The sequence below is a fragment of the Sphingomonas bacterium genome, from assembly GCF_903642285.1.
Classification (GTDB): domain Bacteria; phylum Pseudomonadota; class Alphaproteobacteria; order Sphingomonadales; family Sphingomonadaceae; genus Sphingomonas.
This window is the reverse complement of the sequence record NZ_CAHJWJ010000027.1, coordinates 1-20,328: the sequence shown is the minus strand read 5'-3', so window position 1 is coordinate 20,328 and position 20,328 is coordinate 1. Positions and strand designations below refer to the sequence as shown.

Sequence of the window (20,328 nt, the reverse complement as noted above, 5' to 3'; positions counted from 1 at the left end):
GCAGCGGGATAGCGGTCTGCGCGCGGCACCTGGCTGGATCATCGCGGCGATCACCGCTTGTAGCATGGCGGCGAGCGCGATCCTTATTCGGGGTGCCCGATCATCCAGATACCGCGGAACGATTCGCCTTCGGTACCGTCCAGCCGTCAAATCGCCGCCAGCGCCTGGTCGAAATCGGCGATCAGGTCGTCCGCATCCTCGACGCCGATCGAGATGCGCACCAGATTGTCGGTGATCCCCAATGCCTGCTTGCGGGCGTCGGGAACGGACAGATGCGTCATCGCCGCCGGGTGGCTGGCGAGCGTCTCGGTGCCGCCCAGCGACACTGCGAGCTTGGCGATCTTCAGCGCGTCGAGGAACGCGAACGCTTCCTTCTCGCCGCCGTTCACCAGCAGCGAGAAGGTCGAACCCGCGCCCGTGCAATGCCGGCGGTAGATGTCCGCCTGCCGCTCCATGCCGGGACTGTCCTCCAGAAAGCCGAGATAGCCGACGCGTTCGATCTTGGGATGCCGGCGCAGGAATGCGCAGACCTTCGCCGCATTCTCGCCCGCGCGGCTCATCCGCAGTTCCAGCGTTTCCAGCGACCGGAGCAGCATCCAGGCGGTGTTCGGGTCGCAGATCGTGCCGATCGTGTTGCGCATCGACCGGATGGTATCGATATGCGCCTTCGACCCGAGCACCCCGCCCGCGACGAGATCGCTGTGCCCGCCCGCATATTTGGTCAGCGAATAGACGACGATGTCCGCGCCGTGCTTGAGCGGTTGCAGCCATAGCGGTCCGAGGAACGTATTGTCGATCGCGATCGGCGGCTTGGTCTCGCCGGTGAAGATCGCGTCGCGACTCGCCGCGACCGCCTGGATGTCGACCAGCGCGTTGGTGGGATTGGCGGGACTTTCGAGGTAGATCATCGCGACGTTGCCGCTCGCCGCGCGGCGCAGCACCGCGTCGATCTCCTCGCGCGTCGCGCCTGCGGGGAAATCGAGCCAATGCACCCCGAACCGGCCGAGGATGCGCGCGATCAGCGTCTCGGTCGCGGCGTAGAGCGGCCCCGAATGGACGATCGTGTCGCCCGGTTTCACCATCGACAGGAACAGGGTCGCGATCGCGGACATCCCCGACGAGAAAGCGAGCGCGTCCTCCGCCTCTTCCCAGATGCCGAGGCGATCCTCGAGGATTTCCTGGTTCGGCCCGTTGAACCGCGAATAGACCAGGCCATCCGCGCCGCCCGGCCGCTTGCCGGTCACGCCCTCGAAATGACGCTTGCCCGCCGCCGCGTTGGGGAAGACGAAGGTGGAGGTGAGGAAGATCGGCGGTTTCAGCGCACCTTCGGACAGCGACGGGTCGTAGCCATGCCCCATCATCATCGTCGATGCCTTCAGCTTGCGATCGCCGATCGCCTCGACCGACGGCTTCGCGGCGGCGGGCGCAGGGACGCCGGTCATGTCGGCTTCGGTCTCGGTCAGGTCGGGCATCATGCTCTCCATGCGTTTTGTCGCGCGGTAGCGGAACGCGTCGCATCGTGATACGGTAGCGATCCACGTCGCGAAGGATTGCCCATGCCGGTCGCCGTCGTTTCGATCCCCGTCAGCGATCCGGAAGCGTCGCTCGCCTATTACCGCGACGTGCTCGCGCTGTCGGTGGTCAACGACACGCCGATGGGACCGGCGATGCGCTGGCTCCAGATGCAGCCGGCGGACGGCGGATCGACCGTTGCTTTGGTCACCTGGTTCGACCAGATGAAGCCGGGATCGATGCAGGGGCTGATGTTCCACGTCGCCGATATCGACGCCGAACATGCACGGATCGCGGCGGCGGGCGGCACGCCTTCGCCGATCGACGAACAGCCCTGGGGACGCTTCACGATGCTGAGCGATCCGGACGGCAACGGGCTGATCGTCGCGCAACTGACCGCGCCGGAGGACGTGAAGACGCGGTAGGCTTGCGTCATGCCGGGCGCGTCCCGGCATCCGGGGCGGTGAAGGCTTCGGTCGAATTATTCCGTCACCCCGGACTTGATCCGGGGTCGATCGCGCCGCGAAACCAGAAGCGTGAGAATGCGCGGCACGATGGATGCCGGGACGAGCCCGGCATGACGGAGTAATCAACGGACCGGTACGACATCCTCGCGGGCGCGGCGGATCACCCAACACCGACGATCGCGATCTGCCGCCCGTAGCCGGGCTCGCCGCGATGCGTCGCGCGGCGGTAGCTGTAGAAGCGGTCCGCGTCGGCATAGGTGTCGAGCCCCATCGCCTCGACCCGGCCGACCCCCGACACCGCCAGCCGATGCGCGACATAGGCCTCCAGATCGAACCGGTGATGCCCGGCGCGACCATCGGCGAAGAAGCGCTCGTTTGCCGGGTCCGCGGCGGCGAAGCGGCGCAGGAACGCGTCGTCCACCTCGTAGCTGGCGCGCGCGATCGCGGGGCCGATCGCGGCGACGATGCGCGCCGGCTCCGCCCCCAGCGCGGTCATCGCGATGACGGTCGCGTCGGTCACCCCCGCCAGCGCGCCCTTCCACCCCGCATGCGCCGCGCCGACGACACCCGCCTGCACGTCCGCCAGCAGCACCGGCGCGCAGTCCGCGGTCAGGATGCCGAGCGCGAGCCCGGGGCGGTCGGTCACCAGCGCATCGGCGTGCGGGCGATCGGCCAGCGGCATGCGCACCGTCACCGCCTCCGCGCCGTGCACCTGATAGACGGTCGTGAGATGCGCGCCGGGCAGCACCGCGCGCGTCGCCAGCACGCGGTTTTCCGCGACCGCCACCGGGTCGTCGTCCGATCCGATCCCGACGTTCAGCCCGGCATGGACGCCCGTCGACACACCCCCGTGCCGCCCGAGAAAGCCGTGCGGCACACCGTCGAGCGCGGCGGCGCGGATGACCTCGACCCCGCTCACAGCGTCAGCCGCATCAGCCGGTCGTCGTCCTCGTGATCGCCGACCCGGAAGACGTAGCGGCCGACCTCCACGAACCCGCGCCGTTCGTAGAAGGCCCGCGCACGATCGTTTTCGACCCAGACGCTCAATACCATGTCGCTCGATCCTCGTTCGCGGGCGGCGTCCGTCGCCCAATCCATCAGCGTCGGCCCGACCCCGGTGCCCTGATGGCCCGACAGGACATAAAGCTGATGCAGTTCGATCGCCCGCTCGGGCCAATCGCCGGGAAAGGCGACGGGGCCGATCTTCGCGAAGCCGGCGATCGCCGCGCCCTCCACCGCCAGGCGGATGCGATAGGCGGGGTCACCGATCTGCGCCGGTAATCCGCCGGGCCCGAAAGTGCGATCGAGGAACGTCGCCAGGTCGCGCGCGGTGTAGAGATGCCCGAACGTCTCCGTGAACGACACGCAAGCCATCGCCGCGAGCGCGGGGCCGTCGGCGAGCGCGACATCGCGGTAGATCATGCGAACGCCGCCGGTGCGGGCCAGCCCGGCGCGGTCACGGCCAGCGCACGGAACAGCGTGCCCATGTCGTCCATCAGCCGCGCGCGGTCCGCGATCAGCGCATCGGCGCGGTCGGGGGCGGCGCGCGCAAGCGCGGCGGTGCGCTGATCGATGCCGAGCGCGCCGAGCAGCTCGCGCTGGTTGATCGGCCCCCAGGCGACCGCTCCCGCCGCCTGCGCCGCGGCGGCGAGCGTCGTGAAATCGACATGCGCGGTCAGGTCCTGTTCGCCCGGCGCGTCGAACGGATTGGCGGGGGCGTGATCGCGCACCGCCTGCAGCGTCTCGCCGACAAGCGGGCCGTCATAGCCATAGTCGATCGCCAGCAGCGCGCCGCCCTGCGTGGCGATCCGCCCGGCGAGCGCGTGCATGGTCGCGACCGCATCCGGACACGCCTCGATGATCGCGCCGGGCGGGGCGACCCGCAATGGTTCCGGGATGACCGCGTCGGGAACGGGCTTGCCCGCGACGGGGAGGAACAGCGTGTCCTGGCAGGCGACGAGCCGCTCGTGCCACCGGTCGCGTTTCACCAGCTGGCGGATCGGCAGCGCGTCGAAGAACTCGTTCGCGACGACGATGAGCGGGCGATCGGCGGGGAGCGTGTCGACGCTGTCGTGCCAGGTCGCGTCGGGGATGCGCTGGGCCTGCGCCGCGCGCAGCACCGGGCTGGTCTCGACGAAATGCATGGGCGGCGTCAGCCCCGCCTTGGCCATCGCGCGCGCCGCGTCGGGGGCCAGTGTCCCGCGGCCCGGCCCCAGTTCGACCCAGGCGATAGCGGGTCGCCCCGCCCGGTCCCACAGGTCCGTGCACCACGCGCCCGTCAGTTCGCCGAACATCTGGCTGATCTCGGGCGCGGTCGTGAAATCGCCGCCTGCGCCCAGCGGATCGCGAGTCGCGTAATAATGCGCGTTCGCCGCAGCCATGAACTGCGCGACCGACATCGGTCCAGCCAGCGTGATCGCGCGGGCGAGGCGGTCGGCGAGGGGGGAGGGGGGAGGGGTCATCGTCGCGGCGCAATGCCCGCGGATAGTGTCGCGGACAAGGGATCGAAAATCCTCCCCGCGCGCGGGGAGGATTTTACTACGCCACGCTCTCGGTCCCCGCGATCGGTTCCACCCTTCGCCGCCGGCCCGCTGCCGTCGCGATCAGATACACGCCCCCCAGGATCATCGGCAGGCACAGGAACTGGCCCATATGGAAGCCCCATTCGCCGAACAGCGTCCCCGCGAACTGGCTATCGGGTTCGCGGACGAATTCGACCGCGAAGCGCGCGAGGCCGTAGCCGAGGATGAACAGTCCGACGAGCTTGCCCGGATCGTAGCGCGCCTTGGTGCGCCAGAACGCGAACCACAGGACCGCGAACAAGAGCGCACCTTCGAGCACCGCCTCGTAGAGCTGGCTCGGGTGCCGCGCGACATCGCCGCCGGTGGGGAAGACGATCGCCCAGGCGACGTTCGTCGGCCGGCCCCACAATTCGCCGTTCACGAAATTGGCGAGCCGCCCGAAGCCGAGCCCGAACGGCACGCAGCAGGCGATGTAATCATGGACGCGCAGCCAGTTGAGCGCATTCGCGCGTGCGAACAGGATCAGCCCCAGCGAAACGCCGATCACCCCGCCGTGGAACGACATTCCCCCGTCCCACAGCCGGAGGATTCGCACCGGATGCAGGAACATGTCCGGCGCATAGAAGATGACATAGCCAAGCCGCCCGCCGAGGATGATGCCGAGCGTCGCATAAAACACCAGATCGTCGGCATGCCGCCGCGCCATCGGCGCGCCGGGCTGGTCGAGCAGTTTCAGCAGATACCACCAGCCCGCCAGAATGCCCGCGATATAGGCAATCGAATACCAGCGCAGCGTGAAGATTCCGACCGAGAAGATGTCCGGGTGCAATCCCAGATTCTCGAATCGGATATGATCGGCGGGATCGCCGATGCTAGTAAGGTGACCGGCGAGATCGCCGGTGCCGATAAGGTGACCGGCGAGATCGCCGGCTGGCGCGGCGATGGCCGCGGCGAGCATTGCCAGGATCAAGACTTTCCCCTCTGCGTTCACCCCTGCATAAGGGGGTCAGGCGACAAGACCAAGCGGAGAGAATGATGCCCAGCGTGCTGGACCAGCGGATGGATGCGGCAATGGCCGCGGTCGTTGCCGACGAGGGGGTGCTCCCGCTCACCAGCATCGCGCGATATGGCCGCGCGCTGCCGGTGATCGCCGCCGCGCCGCCGACGCTCGGCGCGTATTTCGCGCATTTCGCGGGCCAACATGCGGAGGCGACATTCCTCGTTGCCGGCGACGAGCGGCTGACCTTTGCCGAAGTCCATGCCGCGGCGACCGACGTCGCGCATGTGCTGGTCGCGCGCGGTGTCGTAAAGGGCGACCGTGTCGGCATCGCGATGCGCAATTCGCCGTCCTGGATCGCGCTCTACATGGGGATCGTCATGGTCGGCGGCATCGCGACTCTGCTCAACGGCTGGTGGCAGACCGAAGAGCTGTCGGCGGCGCTGAACGAGGTGGCGTGCGACATGGTCTTCGCCGATCCGCCCCGGGCGAAGCGTCTGGCGAGCCTCGAGGATGCGCATTGCGTCGTGATCGAGATCGACGATGCCCGGCCGCTGGCGGCCGCACTGCGACCGCTCGGCGGGGGCGACGCCGCGATCGCCCTGCCGGCCGTCATGCCCGACGATCCCGCGACGATCCTCTTCACGTCGGGCTCGACCGGCCTGTCGAAGGGCGCGCTGTCGGATCACCGCGGCGTGGTGCAGGCGATCTTCAATTACCTGGCGCAAGTGATGACGATGGTCGGCATCGCGACCCAGGACGGCAATCCGCCTGTGGGCCAGCCGTCGACATTGCTCAACGTGCCGCTGTTCCACGTCACCGCGGAAATTGCGGTGATGCTGCAAAGCTTCGCGATGGGGCGCAAGCTGGTGCTGATGGCCAAATGGGATGCGGAAGAAGCGATGCGGCTGATCGAGAAGGAAGGCATCACCTATTTCGTCGGCGTGCCGCTGATGAGTTTCGAGCTGCTGACCCACCCGAACCGCGCGAAATACGACCTGTCGACCGTCGCCGATTTCGCCGCGGGCGGCGCGCCCCGACCGGCCGAGCACGTCCGCCGGATCGCGGAGGAGATGGCCGGCCCGGATGGAAAGGGCGGCGCGCCGCTGATCGGCTATGGCCTGACCGAGACGAATGCGATCGGCACCAGCAATTGGCGGTCCAACTATATCGCCAAACCCAATTCGGCGGGGCGGCCGTCGCTGCCGCTGGTGGATCTGGCGATCCTCGACGATGCCGGACGGCCCGTCGCGCAAGGACAGCGCGGAGAGATCGCGATCCGGTCGATCTGCAACTTCCGCGAATATTGGGGGCGTCCCGATGCGACCGCCGCGGCGATGACCGCGGACGGGTATTTCCTGACCGGCGATATCGGGTATCTCGACGAGGACGGCTATGTCTTCATCGTCGACCGCAAGAAGGACATCATCATCCGCGGTGGCGAGAACATCTCCTGCCAGGAGGTCGAGGCGGCGCTCTACGAACATCCCGACGTCGCCGAAGCCGCGGTGTTCGGGCTGACAGACGAGCGCTTCGGCGAAGTGCCTGGCGCGGTCGTCGTCCCGCGCGACGGGACGGTGCTGACCGCGGAGGGCCTGACCGGGTTCCTGCATGCGCATATCGCCGCGTTCAAGGTGCCGCGGACGATCTGGATCACCCACGCCCCGCTGCCGCGGCTGGGAACGGAGAAGATCGACAAGGTCCGGGTCTGCAAGACCTATCGCGCGCTGGCGGTGGCGGCCTGAGGTCAGTATTGGCGGTGGCACTTTCACTGCCAACTCCCACCGCCTCCCGAATTCCCGCCGCCTCCCCGGTGAAGGCCAGGGCCCAGCTGCCACGGTTCTCGTGATCGCGCGGTGCGCGCTGCAACAATCGTCTCGCAACTGGGCCCCGGCCTTCGCCGGGGAGGCGAGGAAGGTTGCTTGCACCCAACGCTACCGAGGCTAGAGCATCCCGCATGGCGCAGGCGATCGACAGGCGGACCTTGCTGGTCGGGGGCGGGGTCGGTGTCGGGCTGGTCGTCGCCTGGGCGGCGTGGCCGCGCGCCTATCCGGTCAACCTGGTCGCCAACGCCGACGAACGCGTGTTCGGCGCGTGGCTCAAGATCGGCCTGGACGGCCACGTCACGGTTGCCGTGCCGCAGGCGGAACATGGCCAGGGGGTCTATACCGTCCTGCCGCAGATCGTCGCGGATGCGCTTGGCGCGGATTGGCGGACCGTCGGAGTCGAGGCGGCACCGGTCAATCCGCTCTACGCCAACCCGCTCGGGCTCCGCTCGTTGCTGGAGGGCATCGACGACGCGCTGCCCGTGGGCATGATCGACGAAGCGGCGCGGCGGGCACCGGTGATGCTGACGGGCGGATCGTCGTCGGTACGGATGTTCGAGGACGCATGCCGGCAGGCGGGTGCGGCGGCGCGGACATTGCTGTGCAAGGCGGCGGCGAAGCGCTGGGATGTCGGCTGGGCCGATTGCGGGGTCGACGCGGGGTTCGTCGTCCACCAGGGCAAGCGGCTGCGCTTCGCCGAACTCGCCGAGGCGGCGGCGAAGGAGACGCTACCCGATCCGCTGCCCACCGACGCGCCGGGAACAGGCAAGCTGGTCGGCCGATCGGTGCCACGGATCGACGTGCCGGCGAAGGTCGACGGCTCGGCGAATTTCGCCGGCGACATCCGCTTGCCCGACATGGTCCATGCCGCGATCCGCCAGGCACCGCGCGGGGACAGCCGGCTGGTGACGATGGACCGCGCCGCCGCCGATCGAATCCGCGGGGTGGTCGCGATCGTCGACCGGCCGGGCTGGGTCGCGGTGGCTGCGACGACGTGGTGGGCGGCGGAGCGCGGGCTTGCCGCATTGAACCCGAGGTTCGAGACGACAGGCCCCGTCGCGACGACCGGGTCGATCGACGCCGCGCTCACCGCCGCGTTCGACGGGCCGGGTACGCGCATGGCCAGGGCGGGCGACGTCGCTGGCGTGTTCCGGGGTGCGCGTATCGTGACCGCGGACTACCGCGTCGCGCCCGGGCTCCACGCCGCGATCGAGACGACCAGCGCGACCGCGCACTGGCATGGCGGTCGGCTGGAGCTATGGCTTCCGACGCAGGCCCCCGCCAATGCCCGCCGCGCGGCGGCGCAGGCGCTCGGCATCGACGAGGCGGCGGTCGTCGTCCACCCGATGCTGGTCGGCGGCGGGTTCGGCGACCGGATCGAGACCGGTGCGGCGGCACAGGCGGCGGTGATCGCGCGGGCGATCGAACGCCCCGTCGCGCTGGTCTGGTCGCGCGGCGAGGAGGGCGCGAACGACCTGTATCGTCCGCCCGCCACCGCGCGGATGGCGGCGCGGCTCGCCCCCGGCGGCGCGATCCTGGGCTGGTCGGCGAAGATCGCCGCACCCGCGACCGGCAAGGCGCTGGCGAAACGGCTGTTGTCCGGCATCGCGACCGATGCCGCGCTGGCGCTCGGGTCGGCGGGGGACGCCTATGCCGTCGCCGGCGCGCTGCCGCCGTATCGCATTCCGAACCATGCGATCGATCATCACCCGGCCGAGATCGGAATCGAAACCGGCCATCTTCGCGGTGGTGCGCATGGCTATACCGCGTTCTTCACCGAATGTTTCCTCGACGAACTGGCGCATGTCGCGGGCACCGAAGCGCTGTCCTACCGGATCGGCATGCTCGGCGGCGACGCGCGGCTGGCGCGGTGCCTGTCGACCGCGGCGTCGCTCGGCGGGTGGGACGGCGGCGTCGCCGGCAGCGGACAGGGGATCGCCTGCCACGCCTTTCGCGGCAGCTATATCGCGGTGCTGGCGGAGGCGCATAGCGGAGAGGGCGGGCGGGCGGTGGTCGATCGGCTCGTCGCCGCGGTCGATTGCGGGCGCGTGATCCACCCCGACATCGTCCGGCAGCAGATCGAGGGCGGGCTGATCTTCGGCACCGCGATGGCGCTCGGGGCATCGACGGGCTTTGTCGGCGGCTCGGCAAGCGTGCACGGGTTCGAAGGGATGGCGCTGCCGATCCTCGACGACGCCCCCGACGTGACGGTGGAGATCATCCGCAGCGACGAGGCACCCGGCGGGGTCGGCGAGCTGGGCGTGCCCGCAGTGGCCCCTGCGATCGCCAACGCGCTCCAGTCTGCAACGGGTGTCCGCATCCGATCGCTGCCGTTGGCGGCTGGTCGCCGTCTATAGGCCGTGCGGTCATGGTCGCGCGAAGGCACCAAAGAAATGGCTCGCACGAAGACACGAAGGCGCGAGGAAGGGGTTCCCCCATCGACAAAGCGGCTGCGCCGTCATGCCGGTCCCTCGCCGCCATCGTCTTATTCTTGGTGTCTTCGTGTCTTCGTGCGAAATCGAAACCTAACGCGGTAAACGCGACGACGGTCATTGGCGGGATGGGGTTTGACCCCTAGGCAGAATGGATGCTCCTCCCGCCCGATCATCCGCCGATCCCGAAGCCCCGCATCGGCGTGCTGCTGATGAACCTCGGCACGCCCGACGGCCCCGACGCCAAATCGGTGAAGCGCTATCTCGGCGAATTCCTGTCCGATCGGCGAGTCGTCGAACTGCCGGCGATCGCGTGGCAGCCGATCCTGCGGGGGATCATCCTGAATACCCGACCGAAGAAATCGGCGCATGCGTACGGCCAGGTGTGGAGCGAGGAGGGCTCCCCGCTCGCGGCGTTCACGAAGCGACAGGCGGCGGCGCTGGCGGACGCATTCGGACCGGGCGTTACCGTCGACTGGGCGATGCGCTACGGCAATCCGTCGATCCCCGACCGGCTGGCGGCGATGAAGGCGGCAGGGTGCGAACGCATCCTGCTCGCCCCGCTCTATCCGCAATATTGCGCGGCGACGACCGCGACCGCGAACGACAAGGCGTTCGCGGTGCTGGCCAGCATGCGCTGGCAGCCCGCGATCCGCACGCTGCCGCCCTATCATGACGAGGCGGCCTATATCGACGCGCTGAAGGCGTCGATCGAGACGGGGCTTGCAGCGCTCGATTTCGCGCCCGATGCGCTCGTCGCCAGCTTCCACGGGATGCCGCGGCGGACGCTGGCGCTCGGCGATCCCTATCATTGCCATTGCCAGAAGACCGCGCGGTTGCTCGGCGAGGCGATGCACCGCGACCTGATCGTGGCGTTCCAGTCGCGGTTCGGGCCTGCGAAATGGCTCGGGCCGGCGACCGACGAGACGCTCGCCGCGCTGCCGGGCAAGGGGCTGAAGACGGTCGCGATCTTCGCGCCGGGCTTCTCATCGGATTGTCTCGAGACGCTGGAGGAACTCGCGATCCGCGGGCGCGGGAGCTTCGAGGCGGCGGGCGGCGAGCGTTTCGCCTATCTGCCCTGCCTCAACGACACCGAACCCGGTATCGCGATGCTTCGCCGCATCCTGTCGCGCGAGCTTGAAGGCTGGGTCGCGCCCCTCTAGCATCGCGGCAAAAGAGGAGAGGTGAATGGCACGGATTGCGATCGTGACGGGCGGTACGCGCGGCATCGGCGAGGCGATCAGCCTGACGCTGAAGACCATGGGCATCACCGTCGCCGCCACCTATGCGGGCAATGACGGACGGGCCTCGGCCTTTACCGACCGGACCGGGATCGCCGCGTATAAATGGGACGTGGCGGACTATGACGCGTGCCAAGCGGGCTGCGCGCAGGTCGCCGCGGACCTGGGGCCGGTCGATATCGTCGTCAACAATGCGGGCATCACCCGCGACGGCACGATCCTGAAGCTGACCTACGACGCGTGGAAAGAGGTGATCGACACCAATCTCGGCGGCTGCTTCAACATGGCGAAGGCGGTGTTCGGCGGCATGCGCGACCGCAAATGGGGTCGGATCGTCAATATCGGATCGATCAACGGCCAGGCCGGGCAATATGGCCAGGTCAACTATGCCGCCGCGAAATCGGGCATCCACGGCTTCACCAAGGCGCTGGCGCAGGAGGGCGCGAAGGTCGGCGTGACGGTGAATGCGATCGCGCCGGGGTATATCGATACCGACATGGTGGCGGCGGTGCCCGGCGACGTGCTGGAGAAGATCGTCGCGAAGATCCCGGTCGGACGGCTCGGCCAGGCGCACGAGATCGCGCGGGGGGTCGCTTTCCTGTGTTCCGAGGAGGGGGGGTTCGTGACCGGGTCGACGCTGAGCATCAATGGCGGGCAGCATATGTACTGACGGGCGCAGGCGCGTCGCCTCGGCAAAGCCGACGGCTTTCCACCGGTACGAAAGAAGGGTTGCGAGCCAGGCCTTCTCCCCACTCCGCCGAATAAACGAAACCGGCGTCCCCCCTTGCAGGAGGACGCCGGCCCGCCCCTCGAAACGCTACGCGAGGGTAACTGACGCGCTACCGGCGGCAGTATCCGGGATTGCCCGATCGGCCGATCGCATTGCCGGCCGGGGCACCGGCTCCCGCGCCGAGCACGGTGCCCGGGGCGCGGTCGCCATGTGTGTCGATGCTGCGGCCGAGCAGACCGCCGGCGATCGCGCCGATGATCGTCCCGCCGGTGCCGCTGTCGCAGCGCGCCGGACGGTAGCCGGGACGGTTGTAGCCAGAGCGGTTCGGATAGCCGCCGCGGTCATATCCGCGCGTCGCAAGACCGCTGCCGGTGAAACGAGAATGCTGCGCGGTCGCCGCGGACGGCGCGAGTATTGCGGCGGCCAGCAGGGGGCGGCACCGGACAGACTGTGCTTCGGCATCGAACCCTCTCCCTTTCCGACCGGCGGCGGCGCATCCGTCGTCGATGGAAAGCGGTATGGGCGTTCGGCGTTGAGCGGATACTGAATGCGTCCGTTATCGCGCGTTCAGGCGCGGCGGTCGCACGGCACGCAAATACGAACGGCCCGCGGCTCCGGACAGGGAGCCGCGGGCCGTCGGTCGGTCGATTGCAGCGTTTTCACGACGCCCGCATGGCGTCAGGCGGCGACGGTGGCGTCCGCGCGCTTCTTGACGATGGTGCGCTTCAGGCGGCGGCATCGCAGCGACAGCAGATCGTCGCTCGTCTTGACCAGCCAATTGTCGAGCCCGCCATTATGCTCGACCGAGCGCAGCCCATGGGTCGAGACCCGCAGCCGCACGCTGGTCTCCAGCGAATCGGAAATCAGCGTCACGTTCTGCAGATTGGGCAGGAACGTGCGCTTGGTCTTGTTGTTGGCGTGGGAAACGTTGTTTCCGACCAGCCGGCCCTTGCCGGTCAGTTCGCAGATGCGCGACATCGATCGATACCTTATAGCTCGGAGATTACCCGGAAAGGCCGCGCGGATAGCCGGGTGCAGCGCAGGCGTCAACCGATTCCCGGCTCCGAACGCTCTTGGATTCCCTGTGGCCAATGCCGTACGCGCCGTGCAACCGTCATACCGGCGTCGCGTTGTTACGCCACCGAACCGTTGTTCGAACCGAAGGGGAACATCATGCGCACGCTGCTCGTCCTGATCGCTCTTGTCATCATCGTCGTCGCCGGGTGCATGTATTTCGGGATCATCAACATCGACCAGACGCGCCCCGCGGTCGTCCAGGCCCCAACCTTCCAGGCCGATGTCGCACGGGTGACCTTGGGTACGAAGAACGAGACCGTCGCGGTGCCGACGATCTCGGTCCAGAAACCAGGTGCCAGCCCCACCCCCGCGCATTGACGCTTTGCGATCGTAGCGTCGGCGGACCAGCGTCTGCGCGCGGCGGATACGGGGTATCGGTGTAGGATGATCCGGCTTCCGCCACCGATGCGCGCCGCGCTCGACCACGCCCGCGCCGCCGCCGCATTGGGCGAAGTGCCCGTCGGCGCGGCGATCGTGCGGGGCGACCGGGTCGTCGCCGCCGCGGGCAATGCGCCGCGCGGCCTGTCCGATCCGACCGCGCATGCCGAGATGCTGGCGATCCGCGCGGCCGCGCTGGCGCTCGGGCAGGATCGGCTGAAGGATTGCGATCTCTGGGTCACGCTCGAACCCTGCGCGATGTGCGCCGGTGCGATCGCCCATGCCAGAATCGCACGACTCTATTACGGCGCACCCGACCCGAAGGGCGGCGCGGTCGAACACGGCCCCCGCCTGTTCGCGCAACCGACCTGCCACCACCGGCCCGAAGTCTATGCGGGCATAGGCGAAGCCGAGGCGGCGGATTTGCTGAGGATTTTTTTCGCCGCACGGCGGTGAATGCGTCCCGGTGGGTCGGCAAACCCTGGGACATGCAATATGTCGAGGCGTTCGTTCACCGGGAAATATATATGCGCCAACCCGACTATCCCTTCGCCGATGCCGAACGCTGGATGGCGGTCGATACCTATTTTGCGCGGATGTTCGCGCCGGACGACGACGCGCTGATCGGGGCGCTCGCGGCGAACGCTGCGGCGGGTCTTCCGTCGCACGACGTTTCGGCGCTGCAAGGACAGATGCTGGCGCTATTGATTCAGATCGCCGGTGCCGGACGCATCCTCGAAATCGGTACGCTCGGTGCGTATAGCACGATACGCATGGCCCGCGCCTTGCCGGACGGCGGCACGATCGTCACGATCGAGGCCGACGAGCGCCATGCCACCGTCGCCCGCGCCAATATCGAGGGTGCGAAATTATCCGACCGGATCGACCTTCGGGTCGGCAAGGCGCTGGACATCCTGCCGACGCTGACGGGTCCGTTCGACCTGATCTTTATCGATGCCGACAAGCCGAACAACCCGGAATATATCCGGTGGGCCTTGCAGCTGTCAGTGCCGGGCACCGTCATCATCGGCGATAACGTCGTTCGCGGTGGGGCCGTCGTTCACGCCGATAGCGACGATCCCAATGTTCGCGGCGTCCGAAGCTTTCTCGACGTCATCGCGGCCGAGCCGCGCTTGATCGCGACTGCCATTCAGACCGTCGGCGAGAAGGGTTGGGACGGGTTCGTGCTCGCCAGGGTCGTCGACGCATGACGCCCGCCGGTCCGCTGCGCGGCTGGGGCCGCACGCGACATACCGCGCCCGGGGATTGTTCCTGATCCGCCACAAGATACGTTGTCGCCGACCGCGATGTGCGGCTAAGCAGGAAGCCGCCGATGGCACCGCTCCCGCCCTTTCCCTGGATCGACGTCGCGATCATCGTGGCGCTGGTCGCGCTGAACGGCGTGTTCGCGATGAGCGAGCTGGCGATCGTGTCCGCGCGCAAGGCCCGGCTGGAGGCGATGGCGCGGACCGGACGGGCCGGTGCGCGTGCGGCGCTGCTGCTCGGGGCCGATCCCGGCAAGTTCCTGTCGACGGTGCAGATCGGCATCACCCTTATCAGCGTGCTGGCGGGCGCGTTCTCGGGCGAGGCGCTGGGCGAGCCGACCGCGCTTCGGCTGCAATGGCTCGGGCTGGCACCCGGCACCGCGCACAGCCTGGGTTTCGCGATCGTGATCGGGGTGACGACCTTCGTCTCGCTGATCGTCGGCGAACTCGTCCCCAAGCAGTTCGCCCTGCGCGCGCCAGAGCCGATCGCCGCGACGATGGCCCCGGCGATGTGCCGGCTGGCGATCGTCACCGCACCGATCGTGTGGCTGCTCGATTCGACCAGCGCGGCGATCTTCCGCCTGATCGGGCTCAGCCGCGAATCGGAAGAGCATGTCACCGCGGAGGAACTGCAGCTGATCGTCGCGGAGGCGTCCAAGTCAGGCGTGATCGAGGAGCATGAACGCTCGATCATCTCGGGCGTGGTGCGTCTCGCGGATCGGCCGGTGCGCGAGGTGATGACCCCGCGCAACCAGATCGACTGGGTCGATCTCTCGCTCGACGCCGACGGTATCCGCGACGCGCTGCTGGCGACGACTCACAGCCGGCTACCGGTCGGGGACGGATCGATCGATGCGGTCGTCGGCGTGGTGCAGGCGCGCGACATCGCCGCCGCTTTGTTCAGGGGTACGCCGCTCGACCTGCATGCGCTGATGCGCAAGGCCCCCGTCGTCATCGATCAGATCGATGCGATGGACGCGCTCGACGCGTTGCGGCAAGCGGACGTGCCGATGGCGCTGATCCATGACGAATACGGCCATTTCGAGGGGATCGTAACCCCAGCGGACCTGCTGGCGGCGATCGCGGGGGAGTTCGCGTCGGATTCGCACCCCGACGATGCGCCGTCGGTGGTGGAGCGCGACGACGGGTCGCTGCTGGTCGCGGGCACGATGGCGGCGGACACGCTGGCCGAGCGGCTCGGCATCGATCTGCCCGAGGACCGCGACTATGCGACCGTCGCCGGCCTTGCGCTGGCGGTGTTCCGGCATCTGCCCGCGGAGGGCGAAAGCTTCGTGCTGCAGGGGTGGCGGTTCGAGGTGATGGATCTCGACGGGCGGCGGATCGACAAGCTGCTGGTGGGCGCGGTCTAGGAGCGATCCCCGCCGGGCCGCGGGCCCGGCGGGTGCTCAGCCGGTTACCAGCCGTCGTGGCGCATCCAGCGGATCTGGCGGCTGATATTGTCGAGCCGACCCTGCACCTGGGCGCGCTGGTCGGGACTGAGGTTGCCGGCATCGCGCCAATGCATCCGCTGGATCCACTGACGGACGCCGTTCAGTTCACCATTCACCCGGTGCGCTTCGCGGCGGTCCAGGCTGCCGTTCGCCATGCCCTGATTGACCCGGTCCTGCAGGAACTGGATTCGCTGATAGGGATTTTCGGGCGCGCCGCGCCAGAACGACCCGGCGTTCCACGGGGCGGGCTGACCCGGTCGCGGTCCGTATTGTGCGACGGCGGTCCCGGCGGTCGCAAGGCTGGCGGCGGCAACGGCGATTGCGATGATCTTCATGACGTCCTCCTCTTGTATCGGCTCCGGCGAGAGGCGGGAGCTTGGGTTCCTTTTTCATTACGCCCGCTGAACTTCAGCGGAATGCGAGATGCAGCCGATATTCAGCCAGACCGATATGGCTGCGGGTCCGCCTTGGCAACCGCGCCGGCCATCGGTAATCCGCAGGCATGCTGGTTCTTGTCGCGATGACCACCGGAACGCCGGCCTTTGAAAGCAGGACGCTGTCCGACCGCACGAAAGCGGTCTCGTCTGCGCCGGCCGGATACCGCGCGACGTGGAAGGAGCAGGTCCGCGCGGCCATCTCCCAGGATGCGGCCGACGCGGACTTCGATCGGATGATGGTCGCCCATGCCGAGCAACTGGCGCACGACTATTACGGTGGCGAAGACGGAACCGGAAAAGACACGTTCGAAACCCACGATACCGCCGGGTCGCTGGACGTATACGAGACCGTGTCGGCCGCATCGCCCGACATCATTTCCGCGCATGCGGGCGCCGGATATTACGAAGCGGGCATGGCGCATCCCAACAACGACGCGTCCGATTTCCTGATCTGGTCGCGCCGAAAGCACCGGTTGCTTGTCCAGAACGACGTCTTCGCCAGAGAACCCGATGCGGCATTGCGCCGGAAAGCGTTTGCGGCGTTCGACAACAAGGAAGGCGTCGATCCGAACACCGCGAAGAACGGCCTTCCGCTGACGTGGGACCATGTCGGCATCGGCCCCGACGGCATGACATGGACGTTCGGGCCGTATGAATTGGGCGGCTATCTGTCGGGTGGAAATGCCATGATCGGCTGGGCGGATCTCAAGCCGTATCTGCGGCGCGATCTGCCTTTCGTGATCGCGACCATAAGGGCAGTGGCCCTGCCGCGGAAGTGAATTCCGCGTCGTCGGACGGCGCTGTAGCGCCGCCGGCCGGGCCGGTGTGTGCCGCGGCGCTTTGCGCGGCACCGGTCGGTAGCTTTGCTACCGACCTCACATCGGCCTCACAGCCGGCCGAACACCGCCTCGAAGCCCTTCACGTCCCCCGCCGCCAGGAACTGTGCCTGTTCGATCCACCGGTCGCGCGTCATGCGGCCCCGGAACGCGCCGAGATCGGCGTCGAGCGCCTCCGCCTGGCTCGTGTCCAGCGCGGCCAGTTGGCCGACGGTCGTGATGCCGCGGTCGGCGAGCGCGGTGGCGACCTTCGGGCCGAGGCCCTTCAGCGCGGTGACCGGGCGGTCGGCGGGGTTGGCACCGGCGGGGGAAATGCTCTCGAAATCGGCTTCGCTCGCCACGCTCGCGGTCGTCGGCGCGGCGGCGGCGATGGGTTCGTCGGCGAGCGGCGGCGGTGACGGCGCGGCCGGGACCGGGGCCGGTGCCGGTGCCGGTGCCGGGATTGGTGCCGGCTGCGGCGCGACGGGGACGGATGGCGCCTGGGATTGGGCCTGAGATTGGGACTGCGACGGCGCGTCGGCGTGCACCGGATCGGTGCCGAGTTCGGCCTGTTCGCGTACGGTCGCGTCGCGCGATTCGTCCTGATTGGTTTCGAATCGTTTCGCCGCGGCGACGCGCGCCCGCTTCATCCGCATGCCGCAGACGATCGCGACGATCGCGACGATCGCCAGAATCACGATCAGCGCCAGATGGATGTCCGTGATCGCGGTGGTTCCGTTGTCCGTCATTCGCTGCCCCTGACCCTATCCTCGCTCGGGCGGACCCTAGCCCGCTTCACGTCCGCGCGCCACGGCGCGTCCGACAGATATCGCGCGCCACGGCGCGCCAGCCGATATCGCGGCGATGAAAGCCGTCGGGGAAATCGATCGCATCGACGCCGCGATACGCCGCCGCCTGCGCCGCGGCGACGTCCGCCCCGGTCGCGGTGACCGCGAGGATCCGGCCCCCGGCGGCGACCAGCCCGTCGTCCGCCATCCGCGTCCCCGCCTGGAAGACGCGGACCCCCATCGCCTCGGCCGCCGCGATCCCGCCGATCGCGCCGCCCGCGACCGGCGTTCCGGGATAGCCCCGCGCGGCGAGCACCACGGTCAACGCCGCGTCGTCCGAGAAACGCACCGCCGGTGCCTCGCTCAGCCGCCCGTCCGCGACGCACAGCATCGTCGCCAGCAGATCGCCCTCGAACCGCGCCATCAGCACCTGGCACTCGGGATCGCCGAACCGTGCGTTGTATTCGATCAGCTTGGGACCCGTAGCGGTCAGCATCAGCCCCGCGAACAGCACGCCGGAAAAGGGCGTGCCCGCCGCCGCCAGCGCGGTGACGGTGGGGGCGACGATCTCCCGGATCGCCTGCACCTCCAGCTCGGGGGTCAGCACCGCGGCGGGGCTGTACGCGCCCATGCCGCCGGTATTGGGGCCGGTATCGCCCTCGCCGACGCGCTTGTGATCCTGCGCGGTGCCGAACGGCAGCAGCGTGCGGCCGTCGGTCAGGACGAACAGGCTGACCTCCTCGCCTTCCATATATTCCTCGATCACCGCCTCGGCATCCGGTGCGGCGAACAGGTCGGCGACCGCGGCCTCGGCCGCGGCGCGAGTCGTCGCGACCGTCACGCCCTTGCCCGCGGCGAGCCCGTCAGCCTTCACGACGACGGGCGCGCCGAACCGGTCGAGCGCGGCCCGCGCCTCTTGCAGCGTCGTGACGCGTACGTATCCCGCGGTCGGGATGCCGGCCCGCGCGCACAGATCCTTGGTGAAACCCTTCGACCCCTCCAGCCGCGCCGCCGCCTTGCCGGGTCCGAACACCGCCACGTCCGCCGCGTGCAGCGAGTCGGCGAGGCCGTCGACCAATGGCGCTTCGGGGCCGATCACGACGAGTCCGATCGCATGGCCCTGCGCGAAGGCGGTCACCGCATCATGGTCGGTCGCGTCCAGCGCGACGATGGTCGCGTGGGCGGCGATGCCGGGGTTGCCGGGCGCGGCGTAGAGCGTATCTAGGCCACGCGACTGCGCGAGCTTCCACGCCAGCGCGTGCTCGCGGCCGCCCGACCCCAGCAACAGGACGTTCATGCCCAATCCCTTTCCCGACCCCATCGATTCAGGGACGGCGCGGCTGGTAGCCGAGCCTGTCGCGGGCGACAACGCCGCGCCCTGGTCGGTCGGCGAACTGGCGTTCAAGCTGAAGCGCGTGGTGGAGGGCGAGTTCGGCCATGTCCGCCTGCGCGGCGAGATATCGGGCTACAAGCGAGTCGCGTCGGGGCATGCCTATCTGGCGCTCAAGGACGACCAGGCGGTGATCGACGGCGTGATCTGGAAAGGCCAGGCAAGCGGTCTCGCCTTCGCGCCGCAGGACGGGATCGAGGTCATCGCGACCGGCCGGCTGACGACCTATCCCGGCCGGTCGAAATACCAGATCGTCATCGACCGGATGGAACTGGCGGGCGCGGGCGCGCTGATGGCGCTGTTCGAGCGGCTAAAGGCTTCGCTCGCCGCCGAGGGGCTGTTCGACGCGCGCGCCAAGAAGCCGCTGCCCTATCTGCCGCGCAGAATCGGTATCGTCACCTCGCCCACGGGCGCGGTGATCCGCGACATCCTTCACCGGCTGGCGGATCGCTGCCCCAGCCATGTCCTGGTCTGGCCGGTGAAGGTGCAAGGGGAAGGCGCGGCGGCGGAGATCGCGGCGGCGGTGCGCGGCTTCGACGCGATGCCGGCGGAGACGCGGCCCGATCTGGTCATCGTCGCGCGTGGCGGCGGCTCGATCGAGGACCTCTGGGCGTTCAACGAGGAGGGGGTCGTGCGCGCGGTCGCGGATTGTACCATCCCGATCATCTCCGCGGTCGGGCACGAGACCGACACGACCTTGTGCGATTTCGCCGCCGACCTGCGCGCGCCGACGCCGACCGCGGCGGCGGAGATGGCGGTGCCGGTGCTCGCCGATCTGCGCCTGACGATCGAGGGGCATGCGCAGCGGACCGAACGCTGCGCGCGGCGCTATCTCGAACGCGGGCGCGAGCGGCTGGACATGGTGGCGCGGCTGCTGCCGAGGCAAGACGCGCTGCTGGGGCCGCAACGCCAGCGCGCGGACGATCTCGGCCAGCGGCTGGGGCGCGGGCTGGAGCGGCGCGTGTCGCTGGCACGCGGGACGCTCGACCGCGCGTCGGGG

The 20,328-nt window shown here is 68.8% G+C and carries 21 protein-coding genes; 11 read left to right on the top strand and 10 right to left on the bottom strand.

Going from position 1 to position 20,328, the window contains the following annotated elements; all coding sequences use genetic code 11:
• Positions 1–146: 146 nt before the first annotated feature.
• The gene (locus HUU99_RS12935) at positions 147–1,472 is read right to left on the bottom strand and encodes a cystathionine gamma-synthase family protein (protein ID WP_174286993.1); all 1,326 of its coding nucleotides are present in this window, start codon (positions 1,470–1,472) and stop codon (positions 147–149) included.
• Positions 1,473–1,556: 84 nt separating this feature from the next.
• Here HUU99_RS12935 and HUU99_RS12930 point away from each other — a divergent pair, with 84 nt between their 5' ends.
• Positions 1,557–1,937, top strand: a complete 381-nt coding sequence (locus HUU99_RS12930) for a VOC family protein (protein ID WP_174286992.1) — start codon at positions 1,557–1,559, stop codon at positions 1,935–1,937.
• 202 nt (positions 1,938–2,139) lie between these two features.
• Here the strand turns inward: HUU99_RS12930 and pgeF are convergent, their stop codons facing one another.
• The 4 genes from pgeF to lgt form a co-directional block, all read right to left on the bottom strand.
• Positions 2,140–2,898 carry a peptidoglycan editing factor PgeF gene (pgeF, locus tag HUU99_RS12925; protein ID WP_174286991.1) on the bottom strand — a complete coding sequence of 253 codons (759 nt, stop codon included), beginning with the start codon at positions 2,896–2,898 and terminating at the stop codon, positions 2,140–2,142.
• Positions 2,895–3,401 carry a GNAT family N-acetyltransferase gene (locus tag HUU99_RS12920; protein WP_174286990.1) on the bottom strand — a complete coding sequence of 169 codons (507 nt, stop codon included), beginning with the start codon at positions 3,399–3,401 and terminating at the stop codon, positions 2,895–2,897. Before HUU99_RS12920 ends, pgeF begins: the two co-directional genes overlap by 4 nt.
• Complete coding sequence (locus HUU99_RS12915; protein WP_254603190.1) at positions 3,398–4,441, bottom strand: class I SAM-dependent methyltransferase; 1,044 nt, start codon at positions 4,439–4,441, stop codon at positions 3,398–3,400. Before HUU99_RS12915 ends, HUU99_RS12920 begins: the two co-directional genes overlap by 4 nt.
• 76 nt (positions 4,442–4,517) lie before the next feature.
• A complete protein-coding gene (lgt, locus tag HUU99_RS12910) occupies positions 4,518–5,471 on the bottom strand; it encodes a prolipoprotein diacylglyceryl transferase (RefSeq protein WP_254603188.1) in 954 nt (317 codons plus the stop codon).
• Positions 5,472–5,536: 65 nt separating this feature from the next.
• Here lgt and HUU99_RS12905 point away from each other — a divergent pair, with 65 nt between their 5' ends.
• The 4 genes from HUU99_RS12905 to phbB all read left to right on the top strand — a co-directional run bounded on the left by HUU99_RS12905 (position 5,537) and on the right by phbB (position 11,667).
• Entirely contained in the window at positions 5,537–7,243 is a 1,707-nt protein-coding gene (locus tag HUU99_RS12905; RefSeq protein ID WP_174286989.1) for a class I adenylate-forming enzyme family protein, read from the top strand.
• A 212-nt stretch (positions 7,244–7,455) separates the two neighbouring features.
• Positions 7,456–9,681 (top strand): xanthine dehydrogenase family protein molybdopterin-binding subunit, encoded by a 2,226-nt coding sequence (locus HUU99_RS12900; protein ID WP_174286988.1) that lies wholly within the window; start codon positions 7,456–7,458, stop codon positions 9,679–9,681.
• A 230-nt stretch (positions 9,682–9,911) separates the two neighbouring features.
• Positions 9,912–10,919, top strand: coding sequence for a ferrochelatase (hemH, locus tag HUU99_RS12895; RefSeq protein ID WP_174286987.1), 1,008 nt, complete (start codon positions 9,912–9,914; stop codon positions 10,917–10,919).
• A 25-nt stretch (positions 10,920–10,944) separates the two neighbouring features.
• A complete protein-coding gene (gene phbB, locus HUU99_RS12890) occupies positions 10,945–11,667 on the top strand; it encodes an acetoacetyl-CoA reductase (protein WP_174286986.1) in 723 nt (240 codons plus the stop codon).
• Between the two features lie 169 nt (positions 11,668–11,836).
• On the opposite strand, the gene HUU99_RS15645 is transcribed toward phbB, so the two are convergent.
• Positions 11,837–11,983: a glycine zipper 2TM domain-containing protein gene (locus HUU99_RS15645; RefSeq protein ID WP_438827181.1), complete on the bottom strand. Its 147-nt coding sequence runs from the start codon at positions 11,981–11,983 to the stop codon at positions 11,837–11,839.
• Between the two features lie 422 nt (positions 11,984–12,405).
• Complete coding sequence (gene rpmB / locus HUU99_RS12880) at positions 12,406–12,705, bottom strand: 50S ribosomal protein L28 (RefSeq protein WP_174286985.1); 300 nt, start codon at positions 12,703–12,705, stop codon at positions 12,406–12,408.
• A gap of 195 nt (positions 12,706–12,900) precedes the next feature.
• Between rpmB and HUU99_RS12875 the strand changes: the two genes are divergently transcribed.
• From HUU99_RS12875 to HUU99_RS12860, 4 genes are all read left to right on the top strand, one after another.
• Positions 12,901–13,122 (top strand): hypothetical protein, encoded by a 222-nt coding sequence (locus HUU99_RS12875; RefSeq protein WP_174286984.1) that lies wholly within the window; start codon positions 12,901–12,903, stop codon positions 13,120–13,122.
• Positions 13,123–13,209: 87 nt separating this feature from the next.
• Positions 13,210–13,638, top strand: coding sequence for a nucleoside deaminase (locus tag HUU99_RS12870; protein ID WP_174287012.1), 429 nt, complete (start codon positions 13,210–13,212; stop codon positions 13,636–13,638).
• 71 nt (positions 13,639–13,709) lie between these two features.
• Positions 13,710–14,393 (top strand): O-methyltransferase, encoded by a 684-nt coding sequence (locus HUU99_RS12865; protein WP_174286983.1) that lies wholly within the window; start codon positions 13,710–13,712, stop codon positions 14,391–14,393.
• A 122-nt stretch (positions 14,394–14,515) separates the two neighbouring features.
• Entirely contained in the window at positions 14,516–15,817 is a 1,302-nt protein-coding gene (locus HUU99_RS12860; RefSeq protein WP_174286982.1) for a hemolysin family protein, read from the top strand.
• Between the two features lie 44 nt (positions 15,818–15,861).
• Here HUU99_RS12860 and HUU99_RS12855 read toward each other — a convergent pair whose 3' ends face one another.
• The gene (locus HUU99_RS12855; RefSeq protein ID WP_174286981.1) at positions 15,862–16,233 is read right to left on the bottom strand and encodes a hypothetical protein; all 372 of its coding nucleotides are present in this window, start codon (positions 16,231–16,233) and stop codon (positions 15,862–15,864) included.
• A gap of 167 nt (positions 16,234–16,400) precedes the next feature.
• Here HUU99_RS12855 and HUU99_RS12850 point away from each other — a divergent pair, with 167 nt between their 5' ends.
• Positions 16,401–17,114 (top strand): hypothetical protein, encoded by a 714-nt coding sequence (locus tag HUU99_RS12850; protein WP_174286980.1) that lies wholly within the window; start codon positions 16,401–16,403, stop codon positions 17,112–17,114.
• Positions 17,115–17,221: 107 nt separating this feature from the next.
• Here the strand turns inward: HUU99_RS12850 and HUU99_RS12845 are convergent, their stop codons facing one another.
• Together HUU99_RS12845 and purD are read right to left on the bottom strand one after the other, a co-directional pair.
• Positions 17,222–17,899 carry a hypothetical protein gene (locus HUU99_RS12845; protein WP_174286979.1) on the bottom strand — a complete coding sequence of 226 codons (678 nt, stop codon included), beginning with the start codon at positions 17,897–17,899 and terminating at the stop codon, positions 17,222–17,224.
• A 46-nt stretch (positions 17,900–17,945) separates the two neighbouring features.
• Entirely contained in the window at positions 17,946–19,235 is a 1,290-nt protein-coding gene (purD, locus tag HUU99_RS12840; RefSeq protein ID WP_174286978.1) for a phosphoribosylamine--glycine ligase, read from the bottom strand.
• On the opposite strand from purD, the gene xseA reads away from it, so the two are divergent.
• A partial coding sequence (gene xseA, locus HUU99_RS12835) for an exodeoxyribonuclease VII large subunit (RefSeq protein WP_174286977.1) occupies positions 19,234–20,328 on the top strand: 1,095 nt, incomplete at its 3' end. The two genes, purD and xseA, sit on opposite strands and share 2 nt — an antisense overlap.

Bases quoted from the DNA above. Each gene is read 5' to 3' on its own strand.
- HUU99_RS12930 (WP_174286992.1), top strand. From the start codon at position 1,557: ATGCCGGTCGCCGTCGTTTCGATCCCCGTCAGCGATCCGGAAGCGTCG.
- HUU99_RS12875 (WP_174286984.1), top strand. From the start codon at position 12,901: ATGCGCACGCTGCTCGTCCTGATCGCTCTTGTCATCATCGTCGTCGCC.
- HUU99_RS12865 (WP_174286983.1), top strand. From the start codon at position 13,710: ATGCGCCAACCCGACTATCCCTTCGCCGATGCCGAACGCTGGATGGCG.
- purD (WP_174286978.1), bottom strand. From the start codon at position 19,235: ATGAACGTCCTGTTGCTGGGGTCGGGCGGCCGCGAGCACGCGCTGGCG.
- rpmB (WP_174286985.1), bottom strand. From the start codon at position 12,705: ATGTCGCGCATCTGCGAACTGACCGGCAAGGGCCGGCTGGTCGGAAAC.
- HUU99_RS12855 (WP_174286981.1), bottom strand. From the start codon at position 16,233: ATGAAGATCATCGCAATCGCCGTTGCCGCCGCCAGCCTTGCGACCGCC.
- HUU99_RS12920 (WP_174286990.1), bottom strand. From the start codon at position 3,401: ATGATCTACCGCGATGTCGCGCTCGCCGACGGCCCCGCGCTCGCGGCG.
- HUU99_RS12915 (WP_254603190.1), bottom strand. From the start codon at position 4,441: ATGACCCCTCCCCCCTCCCCCCTCGCCGACCGCCTCGCCCGCGCGATC.
- hemH (WP_174286987.1), top strand. From the start codon at position 9,912: ATGCTCCTCCCGCCCGATCATCCGCCGATCCCGAAGCCCCGCATCGGC.
- HUU99_RS12935 (WP_174286993.1), bottom strand. From the start codon at position 1,472: ATGCCCGACCTGACCGAGACCGAAGCCGACATGACCGGCGTCCCTGCG.
- HUU99_RS12850 (WP_174286980.1), top strand. From the start codon at position 16,401: ATGCTGGTTCTTGTCGCGATGACCACCGGAACGCCGGCCTTTGAAAGC.
- phbB (WP_174286986.1), top strand. From the start codon at position 10,945: ATGGCACGGATTGCGATCGTGACGGGCGGTACGCGCGGCATCGGCGAG.
- HUU99_RS12905 (WP_174286989.1), top strand. From the start codon at position 5,537: ATGCCCAGCGTGCTGGACCAGCGGATGGATGCGGCAATGGCCGCGGTC.
- HUU99_RS12845 (WP_174286979.1), bottom strand. From the start codon at position 17,899: ATGACGGACAACGGAACCACCGCGATCACGGACATCCATCTGGCGCTG.
- HUU99_RS12870 (WP_174287012.1), top strand. From the start codon at position 13,210: ATGCGCGCCGCGCTCGACCACGCCCGCGCCGCCGCCGCATTGGGCGAA.
- HUU99_RS12860 (WP_174286982.1), top strand. From the start codon at position 14,516: ATGGCACCGCTCCCGCCCTTTCCCTGGATCGACGTCGCGATCATCGTG.
- HUU99_RS12900 (WP_174286988.1), top strand. From the start codon at position 7,456: ATGGCGCAGGCGATCGACAGGCGGACCTTGCTGGTCGGGGGCGGGGTC.